The organism is Mycobacterium sp. E2462 (assembly GCF_001672685.1).
Classification (GTDB): Bacteria; Actinomycetota; Actinomycetes; order Mycobacteriales; family Mycobacteriaceae; genus Mycobacterium.
On record NZ_LZKC01000238.1, the window covers coordinates 1 to 17,965 of the forward strand.

General features: G+C 70.4%; 18 protein-coding genes, 1 tRNA gene and 1 pseudogene. 9 read left to right on the forward strand and 11 right to left on the reverse strand.

Features of this window, described 5'->3' with window-relative positions:
* A partial coding sequence (locus tag A5714_RS11795; protein ID WP_068285385.1) for a glycerol-3-phosphate dehydrogenase/oxidase occupies positions 1–1,034 on the forward strand: 1,034 nt, incomplete at its 5' end.
* Between the two features lie 141 nt (positions 1,035–1,175).
* Here A5714_RS11795 and A5714_RS11800 read toward each other — a convergent pair.
* From A5714_RS11800 to aceE, 7 genes are all read right to left on the reverse strand, one after another.
* The gene (locus tag A5714_RS11800; protein WP_068066523.1) at positions 1,176–2,597 is read right to left on the reverse strand and encodes an acyl-CoA carboxylase subunit beta; all 1,422 of its coding nucleotides are present in this window, start codon (positions 2,595–2,597) and stop codon (positions 1,176–1,178) included.
* Positions 2,598–2,639: 42 nt separating this feature from the next.
* Entirely contained in the window at positions 2,640–3,893 is a 1,254-nt protein-coding gene (gene kasB / locus A5714_RS11805) for a 3-oxoacyl-ACP synthase KasB (RefSeq protein ID WP_068066520.1), read from the reverse strand.
* 81 nt (positions 3,894–3,974) lie between these two features.
* A complete protein-coding gene (kasA, locus tag A5714_RS11810; protein WP_068285387.1) occupies positions 3,975–5,225 on the reverse strand; it encodes a 3-oxoacyl-ACP synthase KasA in 1,251 nt (416 codons plus the stop codon).
* Complete coding sequence (gene acpM, locus A5714_RS11815) at positions 5,222–5,566, reverse strand: meromycolate extension acyl carrier protein AcpM (protein ID WP_068066514.1); 345 nt, start codon at positions 5,564–5,566, stop codon at positions 5,222–5,224. The genes kasA and acpM overlap by 4 nt, the downstream gene beginning before the upstream one ends.
* A gap of 76 nt (positions 5,567–5,642) precedes the next feature.
* Positions 5,643–6,554, reverse strand: a complete 912-nt coding sequence (locus tag A5714_RS11820) for an ACP S-malonyltransferase (RefSeq protein WP_068285389.1) — start codon at positions 6,552–6,554, stop codon at positions 5,643–5,645.
* A 143-nt stretch (positions 6,555–6,697) separates the two neighbouring features.
* Positions 6,698–8,029, reverse strand: coding sequence for a CdaR family transcriptional regulator (locus tag A5714_RS11825; RefSeq protein ID WP_068066507.1), 1,332 nt, complete (start codon positions 8,027–8,029; stop codon positions 6,698–6,700).
* Positions 8,030–8,157: 128 nt separating this feature from the next.
* Positions 8,158–10,950, reverse strand: coding sequence for a pyruvate dehydrogenase (acetyl-transferring), homodimeric type (gene aceE, locus A5714_RS11830; protein ID WP_068285391.1), 2,793 nt, complete (start codon positions 10,948–10,950; stop codon positions 8,158–8,160).
* Positions 10,951–11,138: 188 nt separating this feature from the next.
* On the opposite strand from aceE, the gene A5714_RS11835 reads away from it, so the two are divergent.
* The 5 genes from A5714_RS11835 to A5714_RS11855 all read left to right on the forward strand — a co-directional run bounded on the left by A5714_RS11835 (position 11,139) and on the right by A5714_RS11855 (position 14,022).
* Positions 11,139–11,726: a hypothetical protein gene (locus A5714_RS11835; protein WP_068066501.1), complete on the forward strand. Its 588-nt coding sequence runs from the start codon at positions 11,139–11,141 to the stop codon at positions 11,724–11,726.
* 83 nt (positions 11,727–11,809) lie between these two features.
* Positions 11,810–12,232: a DUF3052 domain-containing protein gene (locus A5714_RS11840; protein WP_068204898.1), complete on the forward strand. Its 423-nt coding sequence runs from the start codon at positions 11,810–11,812 to the stop codon at positions 12,230–12,232.
* Positions 12,232–12,693, forward strand: coding sequence for a peroxiredoxin (locus tag A5714_RS11845; protein WP_068066496.1), 462 nt, complete (start codon positions 12,232–12,234; stop codon positions 12,691–12,693). Before A5714_RS11840 ends, A5714_RS11845 begins: the two co-directional genes overlap by 1 nt.
* Positions 12,694–12,742: 49 nt before the next feature.
* Positions 12,743–12,817 (forward strand) — tRNA-Val (locus A5714_RS11850).
* A gap of 80 nt (positions 12,818–12,897) precedes the next feature.
* Positions 12,898–14,022: an epoxide hydrolase family protein gene (locus A5714_RS11855; protein ID WP_068285397.1), complete on the forward strand. Its 1,125-nt coding sequence runs from the start codon at positions 12,898–12,900 to the stop codon at positions 14,020–14,022.
* 6 nt (positions 14,023–14,028) lie between these two features.
* Here the strand turns inward: A5714_RS11855 and A5714_RS11860 are convergent, their stop codons facing one another.
* Complete coding sequence (locus A5714_RS11860) at positions 14,029–14,424, reverse strand: VOC family protein (protein ID WP_068066493.1); 396 nt, start codon at positions 14,422–14,424, stop codon at positions 14,029–14,031.
* 84 nt (positions 14,425–14,508) lie between these two features.
* Here A5714_RS11860 and A5714_RS11865 point away from each other — a divergent pair, with 84 nt between their 5' ends.
* Together A5714_RS11865 and A5714_RS11870 are read left to right on the forward strand one after the other, a co-directional pair.
* Entirely contained in the window at positions 14,509–14,727 is a 219-nt protein-coding gene (locus A5714_RS11865; protein WP_068285398.1) for a hypothetical protein, read from the forward strand.
* Between the two features lie 27 nt (positions 14,728–14,754).
* Positions 14,755–15,711: a cobalamin biosynthesis protein gene (locus tag A5714_RS11870; RefSeq protein ID WP_082959700.1), complete on the forward strand. Its 957-nt coding sequence runs from the start codon at positions 14,755–14,757 to the stop codon at positions 15,709–15,711.
* Here the strand turns inward: A5714_RS11870 and A5714_RS11875 are convergent.
* The 3 genes from A5714_RS11875 to A5714_RS11885 are packed head-to-tail and all read right to left on the reverse strand — an operon-like array spanning position 15,693 to position 17,759.
* Complete coding sequence (locus tag A5714_RS11875; RefSeq protein ID WP_068285400.1) at positions 15,693–16,565, reverse strand: SURF1 family protein; 873 nt, start codon at positions 16,563–16,565, stop codon at positions 15,693–15,695. The two genes, A5714_RS11870 and A5714_RS11875, sit on opposite strands and share 19 nt — an antisense overlap.
* A complete protein-coding gene (locus A5714_RS11880; protein ID WP_068285403.1) occupies positions 16,565–17,059 on the reverse strand; it encodes a low molecular weight protein-tyrosine-phosphatase in 495 nt (164 codons plus the stop codon). The genes A5714_RS11875 and A5714_RS11880 overlap by 1 nt, the downstream gene beginning before the upstream one ends.
* Positions 17,052–17,759 (reverse strand): HAD-IA family hydrolase, encoded by a 708-nt coding sequence (locus A5714_RS11885; protein ID WP_082959701.1) that lies wholly within the window; start codon positions 17,757–17,759, stop codon positions 17,052–17,054. The genes A5714_RS11880 and A5714_RS11885 overlap by 8 nt, the downstream gene beginning before the upstream one ends.
* Positions 17,760–17,888: 129 nt before the next feature.
* Here A5714_RS11885 and A5714_RS26105 point away from each other — a divergent pair.
* Positions 17,889–17,965 (forward strand): annotated as a pseudogene (locus tag A5714_RS26105) (HAD family hydrolase); the annotation flags it as partial.

Consider the following 17,965-nt stretch of genomic DNA (forward strand, 5'->3'; position numbering starts at 1 on the left):
ACGGGGGATTCCTGGCCTACGACGGGCAACTGGTCGACGACGCGCGCCTGGTGGTGGCGGTCGCCCGCACGGCGGCCCAGCACGGCGCTCGCATCCTGACGCACGTGTCGGCGTCGCAGGCCACCGGCACCTCCGTGCGGTTGACCGATGGCCGGACTCAGGAGTCGTTCGACGTGACGGCCGGTGCGGTCATCAACGCGGCCGGCGTGTGGGCGGCCGAGATCGACGAGGCCCTGCGGCTGCGGCCCAGCCGCGGCACCCACCTCGTGTTCGACGCCGCCACCTTCGGCAATCCGACGGCGGCGCTGACCATTCCGATCCCCGGCGAGCTGAACCGGTTCGTGTTCGCCATGCCCGAGCAACTGGGCCGGGTCTATCTCGGGCTGACCGACGAGGCCGCGCCCGGGCCGATCCCGGACGTGCCGGAACCGTCGGCGCAGGAGGTCGCCTTCCTGCTCGACACGGTGAACACGGCGCTGGGCAGCTCCCTGAGCACCGCCGACGTCATCGGCGCCTACGCGGGGCTGCGCCCGCTGATCGACACGGGCGAGGGCCGCACCGCCGATGTGTCCCGCGAGCACGCCGTCGTCGAATCGGCGTCCGGCGTGATCAGCGTGATCGGCGGCAAGCTCACCGAATACCGCTACATGGCAGAGGATGTGCTGAACCACGCCGTGCGCGCCCGCGGCCTGCGGGCCGGCAGGTGCCGCACCCGGGACCTCCCGCTGATCGGCGCGCCGCGCAATCCCGGTCCGTCGGCCACGCCGGACACCGCCGTGCCGCCGTCACTGGTGCAGCGTTACGGCGCCGAGGCGCCCCGGGTGCTGGCGGCCGCCGGGTGCGCGCGGCCGGGGGAGCCGGTGGCCGACGGAATCGACGTCACCAGAGCCGAATTCGCCTACGCCGTGAGCCACGAAGGCGCGTTGGACGCCTCCGACATCGTCGACCGCCGCACCCGGATCGGGTTGGTCGAGGCCGACCGCGAGCGCGTACTCGGCGTCGCGCAGGAGTTCTTGAACCAGCCCGCTCGTTGAGTCCCGAACCTTGAGCGTCGCGAGCGTAAGCGCGCTGCGATTTTAGAGGCGATTTTTCGCAGTGCGCTTACGCTCGCGGGCAAAGAGGGGCGGAGAGGGGCGAAGCGGGCGGGGCGGGGCGCGGGGGAGGACGCGTCGCGGTTACAGGGGGATGTTCTTGTGCCGACCGCGGCGCGCCGGGGCCTGGGCCAGCGCCTCGGACAGCTTGCTGCGGGTGTGCGACGGGTCGATTTTCTCGTCCACCACGCCGATCTCGATGGCGCTGTCCACCCCGCCGGCGATCCGCTCGTGCTCGGCGGCCAGCTCGTCGTGCAGCGCTTCGCGCTCGTGGTCCGGCGCGGCCGCCAGCTTGCGCTTGTGCAGGATGCCGACGGCGGCCTTGGCGCCCATGACGGCTACCTCGGCGTCCGGCCACGCGAACACCTTGGTGGCGTTCAGCGAGCGGGAGTTCATCGCGATGTAGGCCCCGCCGTAGATCTTTCGGGTGACGAGCGTGACGCGCGGCACGGTGGCCTCACCGAAGGCATGCAGCAGCTTGGCGCCGCGACGGACGACGCCGCCCCATTCCTGGTCGACGCCGGGCAGGTACCCCGGCACGTCGACGATCACCACCAGCGGGATGCCGAACGCGTCGCACAGGCGCACGAATCGCGCTGCCTTCTCGGCGCTTTCGGAGTTCAGGCAGCCGCCGAGGCGCAGCGGGTTGTTGGCCAGCACGCCCACCGTGCGGCCCGACAGCCGGCCCAGCCCGACCACCATGGACGGTGCCCACTTGGCCTGGAACTCCTCGAACGGCGTCTCGGCGTCGAGGATCGCGGTGACGATCGGGTGCACGTCGTAGGCGCGGCGGGCGGACTCGGGCAGTAGCGCCCGAATGTCGGTGTCGCCGGCCTCGGCCTTGCTCCGGTCGAAATGCCCCTGCTGGCAGAACAATCCGACCAGCCGGCGGCCACGCGCGTAGGCGTCGAGTTCGTCGTCGGCCACGATGTGGCACACACCCGACTTCTTGTGGTGGGTCTCCGGGCCCCCGAGCGAGGCCATGTCGACGTTCTCGCCGGTGACGCTGCGCACCACGTCGGGGCCGGTGACGAACACGCGGCTGTCCGGCGCCATGACGATGACGTCGGTCAGCGCCGGCCCGTAGGCGGCCCCACCGGCGGCGAAACCGACGACCACCGAGATCTGCGGGATGTAGCCCGACGCGCGGATCATGGCCTCGAACACCAGACCGACCGCGTGCAGCGCCTTGACGCCCTCGGCCAGCCGGGCCCCGCCGGAGTGCCAGATGCCCACGATCGGGCTCTGCTCCTCGATGGCGGTGTCGTAGGCGTTGACGATGTGCGCGCAGCCCTCGACGCCCATCGCGCCGCCCATCACCGTTCCGTCGGTGCAGAACGCGATGGTGCGCACACCGTTGACGGTCCCGGCGGCCGACAGCACGCCGGACCGGTCACGCTCGTGCAGGAGCTCGACGCTGCCCTCGTCGAAGAAATTGCTCAGGCGCAACAGCGGGTCGCGGGGGTCGAGCGACTCGCCAACCGCCTCGGGGGCCGTGATAGTCATCGCAGTCTCCTGATATTCCGGTGTTGCTCTTCGGATCTGGGGTCAGTACTTGCCGAACACGAGCGACACGTTGTGGCCGCCGAAGCCGAACGAGTTGTTGATTGCGTAGTCGTAGTTGCCGGGGCGGGGCTTGCCCGCCACCACGTCCAGGTCGATCTCGGGATCGAGGTTCTCCAGGTTCAGCGTGGGCGGCACCACCTGGTCGCGCAGCGCCAGCACGGTGAGGATCGACTCGACCGCGCCGACCGCGCCGACGGAGTGGCCGAGTGCGGCCTTGGGGGCGTAGACGGCCGGCTTGTGGCCGCCCATCGCCTTGTTGATGGCCCGGCTCTCGGCCAGGTCACCCACCACCGTGCCCGTCGCGTGGGCGTTGACGTGGTCGATGTCGCCGGGCGTCAGGCCGGCGAGCTGGATGGCGCGCGTGATCGCATGCCCCGCCCGCTCGCCGTCAGGGTCGGGCGCCACCATGTGGTAGCCGTCGGACGTGATGCCGGCGCCCATCACCCGCGCCAAGATGTTGGCGCCGCGGGCCTTGGCGTGCTCCTCGGTCTCGATCACCATGAGCGCGCCGGCCTCGCCGAACACGAAGCCGGTGCGGTCCCGGTCGAACGGGCGGCATGCGCCCGCCGGGTCGTCGTTCTTCGTCGACATCACGATGCGCATCTGCGAGAACGCCGCGATCGGCACCGCCTCGATCTTCGTCTCGACCCCGCCGCAGATCGCGATGTCCGCCTCGCCGAAGACGATGTTGCGCCACGCCTGAGCCACGCCCTCGGAGCCGGACGCGCATGCCGAAATCGGAGTGATCACACCGGCTTTCGCCTGCCGTTCCAGACCCACGGCCGCCGCGGCGCCGTTGGGCATGTACTTCTGCACCCCGAGCGGCGAGACGGCCTTGAGGCCACGCTGACGCATGTCGTCGTAGCTGAAGACCATCTCCTCCGAGGAGCCCAGGCCGGTGCCGATCGACACCAGCAGCCGGTCCGGGTCAACCTCGGGTGAGCCGGCGTTCTCCCACACCCGCCGACCCAAGACGGTCGACATCCGTTGCAGGTAGCCCGTGCGGCGCAGCTCGATCCGGGTGAGTTGGCTGTCGAATTCCTCCAACAGGTGGCCGCCGATGCGGACCGGGAGCTTGAACTCCTCGACGAACGGGTCGTCGAGCACCCGGATACCGCTCTCGCCGTCGAGCAACAACTTCCAGGTGTCCTCGGCGTCGGTGGCCAGCGCGGTCGTCATGGCAACAGCGGTGACGACCACGTTCGGGAAGGCTTTCCCGGTAACCAGCTCAGTCATGGGTCTTGCGAACGTTCCTTCCAAACTTGTCCGGCGACTCCTCGGGTCGTACGGCCCGCGGCGCCGCCGGACGTCGTGCTCTCAGTAGCGCCCGAAGGCGAGCGCCACGTTGTGGCCTCCGAACCCGAACGAGTTGTTGATTGCGTAACGGAAATCGCCGTAGCGAGGTTCGCCCGCAACCACATCCAGGTCGATCTCGGGATCGGGGGTCTCATAGTTCAGCGTCGGGGGGATGACGCCGTCCCGCAGGCTCAGCACCGTGAGGACCGACTCCAGCGCCCCGACCGCACCGATCGAGTGCCCCAGTGCGGACTTCGGTGCGTAGACCGCGGCGTCCTGACATCCGGCAACCCGGATGGCGTTGGCCTCGGCGGTGTCACCGATCGGCGTCGCCGTGCCGTGGGCGTTGATGTGGTCGACGTCCTTGGGCGACAACCCCGCCAACTCGAGCGAGCGGGTCATCGCGCGGCCGGCGCGCACGCCGTCCGCGGCCGGTGCCACCATGTGGAACGCGTCCGACGTGATACCCGCACCCATCAGCCGGGCCAGCGGCTTGGCGCCGCGAGCCTTGGCGTGCTCTTCGGTCTCGATGATCATCAGCGCACCGGCTTCACCGAACACGAACCCGTCGCGGTCCTTGTCGAACGGCCGCGACGCGCGCTCGGGCTCGTCGTTGCGGGTGGACATGGCCCGCATCATCGAGAACGCCGCGATGGGCAGCGCCTCGATCGGACCTTCGACACCGCCGCAGACGGCGAAATCGGCGTCACCCATGGCGATTTGGCGCCACGCGTGCGCGATCGCCTCCGAGCCGGACGAGCACGCCGACACCGGAGTGATCACCCCGGCGCGGGCGCCCAGTTGCAGGCCCACGACCGCCGCGGCGCCGTTGGGCATGATCATCTGAACGGCGAGCGGCGACACCTTGCGGGGGCCGCCCTCGTTCATCAGGTCGTAGCTCTCCACGATCCGCTCGGCGCCGCCGAGCCCGGTGCCCACCACGACCGAGAACCGGTCAGGGTCGACCTCCGGGGCCCCGGCGGACTCCCACAGCTGGGTGCTGAGATATTTGGCCAGGCGCTGGACGTACGACATGCGTCGCAGGTCGAGCCGGCCCATGTGCTCGTCGATCGGCTCCTTGAGGTGGCCGCCGATCTGCACCGGCAGCTCCCACTTGGTGATGAACTCGTCTTCGAGAACGTGGATGCCGCTTTCCCCGGCCAGCAAACCCTTCCACGTGCTCTCGATGTCCGGCGCGATCGACGTCGTTGCCGCGACAGCGGTTACCACAACATTGGGGTAACCGCCGTTAGCAGTGGAAGGCTTGGTCACTTGTCCGCTTCCAGCCTGGACTTGACGTTGGCGACGGCCTCGGGGTTGTCCGTCTCCAGCTTGGCGCGCAGCGCCTCGGCAGCCTCGGGGTTCTCTTCCTCGAGCTTCTGGATGTAGGACACCACGTCACCGACGGTGCGCAGGCCGGCCAGGTCCTCGTCCGGGATCTTGACGCCGTACTTGTCCTCGGTCTGCACGGCGATCTCCACCATCGACAGCGAGTCGATGTCCAGGTCGTCAACGAACGACTTCTCCGGGGTGACCTCGGAGGGCTCAATGCCGGTTACCTCTTCGATGATCTCGGCAATACCGGCGATGATTTCTTCCTGAGTGACGGCCACAGCCTATTTCCCTTCGTAATGTGTTGTGTGCAAATCGGATTGACGTTGCATCTGTGGTTGTCCTGGCGAGAGCCGGCTATGACAGGCCGGCCAACTCGTCCAGGTCCGCGGGCGACTTGACGGCGCGAGCCGTGATCCCCCGAAGTTCGCGTTTGGCGATGCCGGTGAGCGTGCCCGCGGGCGGGAACTCCACGGCCGCCGTGATCTGGAGATCGCGCAGCGTCGCGGTGCACAGGTCCCAGCGCACCGGCTGGGTGAGCTGGGCGACCAGCGCCTCCATGGCCGCGGCCGCCGAGGTGACGGGCTTCCCGTCGCGGTTCGACAGCAGCGTGGCGGTGGGCTCGGCGGTCTGGACGGCGGCCGCCGCGGCGGCGTAGCGGTCCAGGGCCGGGGCCATGTGCTTGGTGTGGAAGGCGCCGGCGACGCCCAGGGCGCGCACTCGCGCCTTGGCCGGCGGGTCCTCGGCGAGCTTCTCCAGCGCCGTCAGGGGGCCGGCGGCGACGATCTGGCCGACGGCGTTGCGGTTGGCCGGGAACAGGTCGAGCTGCTCGAGCCGGGCCAGCACCTCGGCCTCGTCACCGCCGAGCACGGCTGACATGCCGGTGGGCTCGATGGCGCAGGCCTTGGCCATCTCCGCGCCGCGGGTGGCGGCCAGCGCCACGGCGTCGTCGGCGGCCAGCACGCCGGCGATTGCGTAGGCCGCGATCTCACCGACGGAGTGCCCCGCGACGACGAGTTCGGTGTCGGCGAGCAGGCCGCGCTTGGTCAGCTCCTGGTGGGCCAGCAGCGTGGCCGCGACCACCAGGGGCTGGGTGACGGCGGTATCGGTAATCTCCTCCGTCGAGGCGGTGGTGCCGAGCCGGACCAAGTCGAGGCCGCTGGCCTTCGACCAGATCTCCAGCTGGTCCTGCGCCCCCGCCAGGTCAAGCCACGGCGAGAGCATCCCCTCGGTCTGTGAACCCTGTCCGGGCGCGAGAAATGCGATCACGTGTCTAAGAGAACACTGTGGAAACGGTTTTGGCGGGTGTAACAGATTATGAACCTGGTCTTAGGTTTTTGTGCACTCCCTACAAAACCGCTCCGTAAGCTACGTGTTTGATACCGTGCCGCGACCTGTCGGGTAAATCACTGTCAGCCCGATTTACCCAGGACAGGCCCTCTGACCGGCAGCGACGCCGCGGGTCGGGCGTTGTTAAGAGTTCCCAGCGGGGGCGTTGGGTAGTTCAGCTGGCCCACCGTCGCGGCGACGCGCAGCACGTACGCGTCGCGGGGTTGCATGGGATCACGCCCGGTGAAGTCGGTGATCCGCTTGAGCCGGTAGCGCACGGTGTTTGGATGAACGAACAACTTCCTGGCACAGGCCTCAATCGCGCCGCCAGAGTCTAAGAAGGCGTCCAGAGTCTCGACCAGGGTCGGCCCGGCGTCGGCCAAGGGGCCCATCACGTCGGTGTGCAGCGCGACGATCGCCGACGCGTCGCCCATCAGGGCCCGTTCGGGCAGCAGCTCACGGGCAAGCACCGGCCGCGGCGCCCCGCGCCACCCGGCGACGGCGTTCATCCCGGAGATCGCCTCGCTGGCGCTGTGATAGGCGGCGGTCAGCATGGGCGCGGTGGGGCCGATGACGACGGGGCCGTCGGAGAAGGCCTGCAGCAGCTCTCCGAGGAACTTGTCCGTCGGTGGCAGCTGGCCGGACACGATGGCGACCAGCCAGGTGCCGTGCACATCGGTCAACGCGGCGCGACCGTGGCGGGCGGCGACGTCGCGGACGTGCTGGCTGGCCCGCTGGTCCGCGATGTCGCTGCCCTGCACGGCGGGGCCGTCGGGTCCGGGTGCCGGGATGCCGACCACCACCGTGGCCGGCGCGGTGGTGTCCCAGTTCAGGGCCGCGGCGCGGGACAGCAACTCCGGTCCGGTGTCGCCGCGGACCACCGCGTCGACGACGCTGGCCTCCATTCGGCTGTCCCAGGTGCCGCGCGCCTCGGCGGCGTTCGCGTAGGCGGTGGCGGCCGTGAAGGCCAGGTCGCGGCTGTACTTGAGGATGCCGACCGTCAGCGCCGTGAGCTGGTCCTCGGAGCGGGCCAGCAGCGGCACGACCTCCTCGAAGAAGTCCATGGTCACGCGGGCCATGTCGACGCTGTGGCGCAAGGCGATGCGCCGGGCCAGGTCCTGGGGCACCAGCTCGAAGGCCTGCGCGGTGTGGCTGACGTTGCTGTGTGGGTCCTGCATCCACTCGGCGAAGTTGTTGATGGCCGTCTGCACCACGAGCGCCATGCTGGCGCGCTGGGAGGCCTCCAGCTCGGCGAAGAACGGCAACCGGTCCTGCATGACGGTGACCGCCTCGGTGGCCAACCGACCGGAGTACTGCTTCAACCGCCGCAGCACCGAGTCGGGGACCGTGTCCAGCAGCTCGAGCGGCGAGCGCGGCTGCTTCGCGAAGGGACCGGCGAACGGGTTGTCATTCACCCCTAAAAGGTACGCGCCTTTTCTGGAGAGTTCCGCCAAGCTGGGGTGCGTCGGAGGCCGAGCGTGAAGGTGCTTTCACGCTGGGCGACGAACGTGAAACTGGCTTCACGCTGGGCGATGGACGCCGCTCAGGCTCCCGGGCCCGGATCCGACGTCTGCTGCGGAGCGGCCAGCACGTCGTCGATCTTGTACTGGCGGGCCGCGGCGACCGGGACCGAGGGGTCGATCTCGCCGTCGCGCGCCAGCGCCTCGAGCACCGCGACCACCTGCGACTCGGCGTCGGTGTTGAAATAGCGCCGCGCGGCGGGCCGGGTGTCGGAGAAGCCGAAGCCGTCGGTGCCCAGCGTGAGGTAGGTGCCGGGCACCCACGGCCGGATCAGCTCAGGGACGGCGCGCATCCAGTCCGACACGGCGACGACCGGGCCGCTCGTCTTGGCCAGGGCCTGCGTCACGTAGGCGGTGCCGGCCGGGCGGTCGGGGTGGCGCAGCTTCGCCTTCTCCACGGCCACGCCGTCGCGGTTCAGCTCGCCCCAACTGGTGACCGACCACACGTCCGCGGCGACGTCCCACTCCGCGGCCAGCATGTCGGCGGCCTTGAGGGCGGCGGGCATCGCCACCCCGGACGCCAGCAGTTGCGCCGTGCTGGCGCGTTGCTCGGTGGCGGCCCGATACCGGTAGATGCCGCGCAGCAGCCCCTCGGGGTCGAAATCCTCGGGCTCGGCCGGCTGCACGTACGGCTCGTTGTAGACGGTCAGGTAGAAGTACACGTCCTCCGGGTTGTCCCCGAACATGCGCGCCAGCCCGCTCTCGACGATGTAGGCGATCTCGAAGGCGAAGGCCGGGTCGTAGGCGACGACCGCCGGATTGGTGCTGGCCAGCAGCAGCGAGTGGCCGTCGGCGTGCTGCAGGCCCTCACCGGTCAGGGTCGTGCGGCCCGCGGTGGCGCCGAGCAGGAAGCCGCGCGTCATCTGGTCCGCGGCCGCCCACAGGCCGTCACCGGTGCGCTGGAACCCGAACATCGAATAGAAGATGTAGATCGGGATCATCGGCTCGTTGTGCGTGGCGTAGGAGGTGCCCGCCGCGATGAACGAGCCGACCGAGCCGGCCTCGTTGATGCCCTCGTGCAGGATCTGCCCGACTTCGCTTTCCTTATAGGCCAGCATCAGCTCGGCGTCGACGGCGGTGTACAGCTGGCCGTTGCGGTTGTAGATCTTCAGCGACGGGAACCACGAGTCCATGCCGAAGGTCCGGGCCTCGTCGGGAATGATCGGCACGATGCGTGGGCCGATTTCCTTGTCGCGCAACACCTCCTTGAAGGTGCGGACCGTCGCCATGGTGGTGGCGACCTCTTGGTGTCCCGACCCCTTCTTCAGCGCCGCATAGGTATCGCGGGCCGGCAGCTTGAGCGCCCGCGCCTTGGTCCGGCGTTCGGGCACGAAGCCGCCCAGCGTGCGGCGGCGGTCGAGCATGTACCGGATCTCCGGGGCGTCCGGGCCGGGGTGGTAGTAGGGCGGCAGGTACGGGTCCTCCTCGAGCTGGGCGTCGCTGATCGGGATGCGGATGGCGTCGCGGAAGTCCTTGAGATCTTGCAGCGCAAGCTTTTTCATCTGGTGGGTCGCGTTGCGACCCTGGAAGTGGGCGCCCAGTGAGTAGCCCTTGATGGTCTTGGCCAGAATCACCGTGGGCTGGCCGTGGTGGTCGACGGCGGCGCGGTAGGCGGCGTAGACCTTGCGGTAGTCGTGGCCGCCGCGCTTGAGGTTCCAGATCTCGGCGTCGGACATGTTGTCCACCAACGCCTTGGTGCGGGGGTCGCGGCCGAAGAAGTGGTCGCGCACGTAGGCCCCGTCGTTGGCCTTGTACGTCTGGTAGTCGCCGTCGGGAGTGGTGTTCATCAGGTTCACCAGCGCGCCGTCGCGGTCGGCGTGCAGGAGGGCGTCCCATTCGCGGCCCCACACCACCTTGATGACGTTCCAGCCGGCGCCGCGGAAGAACGACTCCAGCTCCTGGATGATCTTGCCGTTGCCGCGGACCGGGCCGTCGAGGCGCTGCAGGTTGCAGTTCACCACGAACGTCAGGTTGTCCAGGCCCTCCAGCGCCGCGACGTGCGCCAGGCCGCGGCTCTCCGGCTCGTCCATCTCGCCGTCGCCCAGGAAGCACCACACGTGCTGGTCGGAGGTGTCCTTGATGCCGCGGTCGTGCAGGTAGTGGTTGAAGCGCGCCTGGTAGATGGCGTTGAGCGGGCCCAGGCCCATCGACACGGTGGGGAATTCCCAGAAGTCGGGCATCAGCCGCGGGTGCGGGTAGGACGGCAGGCCGCCGGCGGCGTGGCTGTGCTCCTGGCGGAAGCCGTCCAGCCGCTCCGCGGTCAGCCGGCCCTCCAGGAAGGCGCGCGCGTAGATGCCCGGCGACGCGTGGCCCTGGATGAACACCTGGTCGCCGCCGCCGGGGTGCGACTTGCCGCGGAAGAAGTGGTTGAAGCCGACCTCGTACAGCGCCGCCGACGAGGCATAGGTCGAAATGTGGCCGCCCACACCGACTCCGGGGCGCTGCGCGCGGTGCACCATGATCGCCGCGTTCCACCGGATCCACGCCCGGTACCGCCGCTCGACGTCCTCGTCGCCGGGGAACCACGGCTCCAGCTCCGTCGGAATGGTGTTGACGTAATCGGTGGACGTCAGCGACGGCAGGGCGACCCGCTGCTCACCGGCGCGTTCGAGCAGCCGCAGCATCAGGTACCGCGCCCGCGACGGGCCGGAGCGTTCCAGCAGCTCGTCGAACGACTCGAGCCACTCCGACGTCTCTTCCGGGTCGATGTCGGGCAAGTAGGACGCCACGCCCTCGCGGATCACCCGAACGCGGTCCGGTTCGCCGGTGGTGCCGGAGGTGGTGGCCAGATCGTGGCGCGCGAATTCTGTTGTCAACGCCCTACTCCTGTAGTCGGCGGGATTCGTGCCTGCGGGCCTCGCAAGCGGCCCGCCCCACCATCGTGCCGCACCCGCGCATCCGGCGCGTATCCGACGCCTTCCAAGCCGCGAGGAGTTCACCCGTCGCGGTCAACTCGGCGAGTAGCGGGCCCGTTGACCTCGCTCACCCGGTAACGTCAGGACGCGTGGTCATCGGTTGGCGCGGCGTCCGGCGCCCGCGGGCGGGAGGAGTGCCCCGGCGAGGTGCCCTGGCCGTCGGCTGCCTCGCGGTGACGCTGATGGGGATCGTGGGCTGCACCGCCGTCACCGGCGGCACGGCCGCCCCCGACACCAAGCTGGCGCCCGCCTACCGGCAGTCGGTGTCGGCGTCGGTATCCGCTTCGATCGCGACGTCCAGCGTCCACGAGTCCCAGCGGCAGCAGTCGCTGACCACCAAGGCGGTGCGCACGTCGTGCGTGTCGATGCTTTCCACCAGCAAGGAAGCGATCGATAAGGTCAACGAGTACGTGCGGGCGTTCAACGACGGTCGCAACACCGGGCCCACCGAGGGCCCCGCGATCGACGCGCTGAACAACAGCGCCTCCGCGGTCGCGAAAAGCTTCAACGACGCGCTGTCCCAGCAGATCAAGGACGCGTTCAACGCCTACATGGACGCCGCGCACGGCGTCGCCAACGCCATCGGAACCCACGCGGGCATCGCGGAATTCAACAAACGGGTCCACCAGCTCAACGACACCAAGACGAACGCGGTGAAGCTCTGCCTGGCAACCTGATGAGGCGGAAGTGTGGAACGGCTTGCGGCTGTGCGACGATAAACCCCATCGCACAGCGCGCGGATGTTTAAGGAGGCTCCACGGTGGTCGCGGCGGATCACGCCCCGAGCTACGCTCGCAAACTGGGCATCCAACGAGACCACGTTGTCCAGGAGTGGGGTTGGGACGAAGACACCGACGACGAGATCCGCGCTGACGTCGAGGACACGTGCGGTTCGGAGTTGCTCGACGAGGACACCGACGAGGTCGTCGACGTGGTCCTGTTGTGGTGGCGCGACGGTGACGGCGACCTGGTGGACACCCTGATGGACGCGATCAGCGCGCTGGCCGAAGACGGCGTCATCTGGGTGTTGACCCCCAAGACCGGCAAGCCGGGCCACGTGCTGCCGGCCGAGATCGCCGAGGCCGCGCCGACCGCCGGCCTGATGCCCACCTCCTCGGTCAACCTGGGCGACTGGAGCGCCAGCCGGCTGGTGCAGCCGAAATCCCGGGCCGGGAAGCGTTGATGCTGCCGGTCGGCACGACGGCACCCGATTTCACCTTGCGCGACCAGAATCAGCAGCGCGTCACCCTCAGCTCCTTCCGCGACGCCAAGAACGTGCTGCTGGTGTTCTTCCCGCTCGCCTTCACCGGCATCTGCCAGGGGGAGCTGGACGCGGTGCGCGACCACCTGCCCGAGTTCGAGAACGACGACACCGCGACGCTGGCCATTTCGGTGGGGCCGCCGCCCACGCACCGGATCTGGTCGCTGGAGAGCGGGTTCACCTTCCCCGTGCTGTCGGACTTCTGGCCGCACGGGGCGGTCAGCCAGAGCTACGGCGTGTTCAACGACGACGCCGGCTACTCGAACCGGGGCACCTTCGTCGTCGACCGCGCCGGCATCATCCGGTTCGCCGAGTGCAAGCAGCCCGGCGAGTCCCGCGACCGGCGGCTGTGGACCGACGCGCTGGCGGCCTTGCGGGGCTGAGAGTTTTGGGTACTAGGGCGTTGGGCGTGTAGCCTGCCCGGCGGGCATGGGGCGCGTAGCTCAGTGGTAGAGCTCTGGTTTTACACACCAGCGGTCGGCGGTTCGATACCGTCCGCGCCCACCAGCCGTCTCCCGGCGCGCCGCCGGGTGGCCGCGCAGCGGGGCAGCCGTCGCGGCCGCGGCGGCCGGGGGCACGATGAACGCGTGAAACCGTTTCGCATCGACGTACCCGACGACGTTCTCGACGACCTGCGCTCGCGGCTCGCGCGCACCCGCTGGCCGGAGGCCGAATGCGTGGACGACTGGAGCCAAGGCATACCGCTGGGCTACACCCGCGAGCTGGCCGGCTATTGGGCCGACGGCTACGACTGGCGCTCCCGGGAAGCAGCCCTCAACCGCTTCGACCAATTCACCACCGAAATCGACGGCCTGGAAGTCCATTTCATCCACCAACGGTCGCCGCACGCCGACGCGTTCCCGGTGGTGATCACCCACGGCTGGCCCGGCTCGATCGTCGAGTTCCATAAGGTGATCGAGCCGCTGACCAATCCCACCGCCTTCGGCGGACGCGCTGAGGACGCCTTCCACGTGGTGTGCCCGTCGCTGCCCGGCTACGGCTTCTCCGGCAAGCCGACCAGCACCGGGTGGGGGGTCGGGAAGATCGCCGCGGCGTGGGAGACCTTGATGCTGGGCCTGGGCTACGACCGATACGGCGCCCAGGGCGGCGACTGGGGCGCCGCCGTGACTACCCAGATCGGGCAGAACGGCGGCCACTGCGCGGGCATCCACCTCAACATGCCCATCGGGCGGCCCACCAAGGAGGCGCTGAAAAACCCGAGCCCGGTCGAGCAACGCGCGTTGGCCGCGATGGCCGAGCACCGGGAATGGGGCACCGGCTACTCCAAGCAGCAGTCCACCCGGCCGCAGACCCTGGGCTACGGGCTGGTCGACTCGCCGGTGGGGCAGCTGGCCTGGATCGTCGAGAAGTTTTGGGCCTGGACGGACTGCGACGGTCATCCCGAGAACGCGCTCACCCGCGACGAGATGCTCGACAACGTGATGCTCTACTGGGTCACCGGCAGCGGCGCCTCGTCGGCCCGGCTGTACTGGGAGAGCTTCCGCTCCTGGGGCCAGTTCGACGGGGTCGAATTACCCACCGGCATCGCCGCTTTCCCGCACGAGCTGGTCAAGTCGCCGCGCAGCTGGTGTGAGCCGGTGTACAACATCACCCGCTGGACCGACATGCCGCGTGGCGGCCACTTCGCCGCCTTCGAGCAGCCGGACCTGTTCGTCGAGGACGTCCGGGCCTTCTTCGCCACCGTTCGCTGAGCGGGCTCAGCCGGGCGGCGCGAAGAACTCCAGGGCGATGCCGTCGGGGTCGCGGAAGCTCAGCCCCGAGCCGTAGGGGGCGTCGACGATGCCCCCGTGCGCCACGCCCACAGCGTTCAGCCGCGTGACCCAGTCCTCCAGGTCCGCCCGGGCCGCACACCCGAAACCGACGTGGTCCAACCCGACCCGGCGCTCGTCGAAGGGCTCGTCCGGCGCGCGGTCGTCGTGCTGGTGGATGCCGAACACGGTGCCGCCGTCGAGCAGCCACACCAGGTGGTGGAATCCGGCGTCGGTGTGCTCGTCGAGGATGGGATCGGCGCCGAACAGTGCGCGGTACCAGGGTCCGCTGATCGCGAGGTCGCGGACCGTGACCGCGACGTGGTTGAGCGCTGGAAAAGGCATGTGGCCGACTCTAATCGCGGGGTGATTCGCCGGACCGGCCGCGCGCGAGTACCGGGGATCGGGTCAACGGCGTTAGATCCCGCCGTGAGCGGGCACCCGGCGCCAGATGAGTTATGGAAACGGCGCGACCCCGCCCCCGCCCGACCCCCCAACCTGCTGCGCGGTAAGTGGGGCCTGGCGCCCTCGGCCAGTCCGGGCACCACCCCCGCGGCCGGGCCGCGGTGGCTGCTGTTGCTCCTGGCGTCGCTGGTGGCCGCCGCGCTGCTGGTCCTCGTCGCCGTCGTGATCTTGGCGGTGCCCTGACCGACGCGGCCGGTGTGAGACGCTGCCCTGGTGGGGAGGCGGACCCGGATCGCCGGCGTGCTGATCGGCTACCTGGCAGACCTGGCGTTCGCCGATCCCCGACGCGGCCACCCGGTCGCGGTCTACGGCCGTGCCGCCGCGGCACTCGAGGGTGTCACCTACCGCGACGACCGGGCCGCGGGCGCGGTGCACGTCGGCGTGCTGGTCGGGGCGCTCGGGCTGCTGGGCGTGGCGCTGCAGCGCACCGCCGACCGCCGCGGCCGGGCGCCGTCGATCGCGGTCACCGCCGCGGCCACCTGGGTGAGCCTCGGCGGAACGTCGCTGGGCCGAACGGGATTGGCGATGAGCGAGCTGCTGCAGCGCGGCGATATCGCGGGGGCGCGGGCGTTGCTGCCATCGCTGTGCGGACGCGACCCGGCGTCGCTGGACACCGCGGGCCTGGTGCGGGCGTCGCTGGAGTCGATCGCGGAGAACACCTCGGACGCCCAGGTGGCGCCGTTGCTCTGGGCGGCCGCGGGCGGTGCGCCCGGGGCGTTGACCTACCGGGCCGTCAACACCCTCGACTCGATGATCGGCTACCGCTCACCGCGCTACCTGCAATTCGGTTGGGCCGCCGCGCGATTGGACGACGTCGCCAATTACCTGGCGGCGCGGGTGACGGCGGCGCTGGTAATGCTGTGCGCGCCGCTGGTCGGCGGGTCGGCCCGGGGCGCGGTGCGGGCGTGGCGCCGCGACGCCGCGCGGCACCCGAGCCCGAACGCCGGCGTGGTCGAGGCGGCGTTCGCCGGCGCGTTGGGCGTGCGCCTCGGCGGGCCGACGCAGTACCGCCACGAGCTGCAGATCCGGCCGACGTTGGGTGACGGCAGGGAGCCGACCATCGCCGACCTGCGCCGCGCGGTGGCGCTGTCGAGGCTGGTGCAGGCGGGCGCGGCGGCCGGCATCGCCGGCGCCTGGCCGCGGCGGGGTCAGCGCCGGCGGCCGTAGCGGTCGGCGAGTTTGGCCTCGACCGTCGGCGGCGCGGGCGCGGAGGGCGCCGCTTCCGCAGAGGCGGCGGCCGGGGGTTGCTCGGAGGCGGCGGCCCGCTGCCGCTCCTGCCGGCGGACCCGCAGCTCGGAATAGGCGAAGTAGCCCAAGCCGATCGGCGCGAGGATGCCGAACGAGATCCACTGGATGCCGTAGGACAGGAACGGCCCGGCGTCCAGGTGCGGCACGTCGACGACGCCGAGGCCGCCGGGTTGGTCGTCGACCAGTTGCAGATACGACCCGGCGAGCGGGACCTTCGTCAGGGTCGCGACCTGCCCGGTGTTGATGGCGTACACCTGCTCGAAACCGTCCCGGGAGAACGGTTCCTTGCCCGGCGGGACGGGCTCGGAGTCGCGGAGGCGGGCCGTGATGGTCACGGTGCCCTGCGGCGGACGGGCGATGAGCGGCGGGTGGGAGCCCGGTTCGGGCCGCACGTAGCCGCGGTCGACCAGGACCGTCGGCCCGCCGTCGACCGCGAACGGCGCCAGCACCTCGAAGGCCTGGTCGCCCCGGATCACCCGCAGGCGGGCCAGCACCTGCACGTCGGGCAGGTAGTGCCCGGTGGCCGTCACCCGCCGCCACTGCGCGTCCGGAGCGCTCGAATCCTGGTGTGGCAGAAGCTGATTCAACGGGACCGGCGCCGTGTTGAGGGAGGTCTCAATCTGGTGGTTCTCCCGCGACGTCCGGTTGTGCTTGCCGAGCTGCCACGGCGCGAGCACGGTGAAGCACAGGTACGCGAAGGCGATGACCACCAGCGCCAGCGCGATCCAGCCCGGCCGCAGCAGGAAGGCCAGGCCCCGGCGCGCCCCCGGCATCAGGGCGATCCGTTCTGCGCCAGCCGCTGGTCGACCCAGTCGTGCAGGCCGGGCAGCGCGGCCTCGATGACGCTGTAGACGCGTTCGAAGTCGTCGATGTCGCCGTAGTACGGGTCGTCGACGTCCGGGGTGTGGGCGCTGCTGCGCGGGTCGAACGACCGCAGCATCCGGACCCGGCCGTCGTCCACGCCCCACTGGCGCAACATGCGGGCGTGATTGCGGTCCAGCGCCACCACCAGGTCGGCGCCCAGATGCTCGTCGTCGACCTGGGCCGCGCGGTGCTCCGTGGAGTAGCCGTGCGCCCTCAGGACGCCCGCGGCGCGGCGGTCGGCGCCCTCGCCGACGTGCCAGTGCCCGGTGCCCGCGCTGCTGACCCGCACCGCGTCGCCCAGCCCGCGCCGGCGCAGCTGGTCGCCGAACATCTTCTCGGCCATCACCGACCGGCAGATGTTGCCGGTGCACACGAAGGTGACGTGCAGGTTCGGCTCAGACACCCAGCGCCCTCCGCAGGTCGTCGATGGTCGCGGCGTGCGTCACACACTCGTCGGCACCGTCGGGGAAGTCGGCCCGGCCGTAGCCCCAGCCGACCACCACGGTGTCGATGCCGTGCGCGGCGGCGCCGTGGACGTCGTGGCTGCGGTCACCGACCATCAGGACGCGCTCGGGCAGCGGGCGCAGCTGCGCCAGGGCGTGCGCCAGCACCTCGACCTTGGTCTTGCGCGAACCGTCGGGGCTGGCGCCGGCGATCACCTCGAAATGCCGGTCGAGGCCGAAGTGGGCGAGGATGCGGCGGGCCGTCGGCTCCAGCTTGGACGTGGCGACCGCGAGCCGGACGCCGGCGGCGCGCAGGTCGGTCAGCAGCGCCTCGATCCCGTCGAACACCGTGTTCATCGCCCAGCCGCGGCTGCCGTATTCGGCGCGAAACGCCGCGATGGCCGCCTCGGCGTCGTCGAGGCCCAGGGACCGGAAGGTGTCGTCCATCGGCGGCCCCACGATCTGCGCGACGATGTCGCCGTCGGGCGCCGGGGCGCCCACGTGGTCGAGCGCGTGCAGGAAGCTGGCCACGATCCCCTCCGCCGAATCGGTCAGCGTGCCGTCGAGGTCGAAGATCACCAGGCCCGCGCCGGGGCGCGCGTCGGTCTCCGGCGGGGTTGCCGCCGGGTTGGCGTGTGTCACCCCACCATTGTCGACCATCGCCGACACGCGTTGATCGGGCGTTCGACGGGGCATCCAACCGGGCAGCGCCGACGGCACCGCCGGGCGCGCGCGGGACCCCGCCCGCCGCCCGGCGACCGACACGCCAGTAAACGCTCCAGGCATTTGCTGCGCGCCGCCGGCGTCCGGCTCGCGGTCGCCACGTCCAAGCTGGAGCCGACGGCCCGCCGCATCCTCGCCCACTT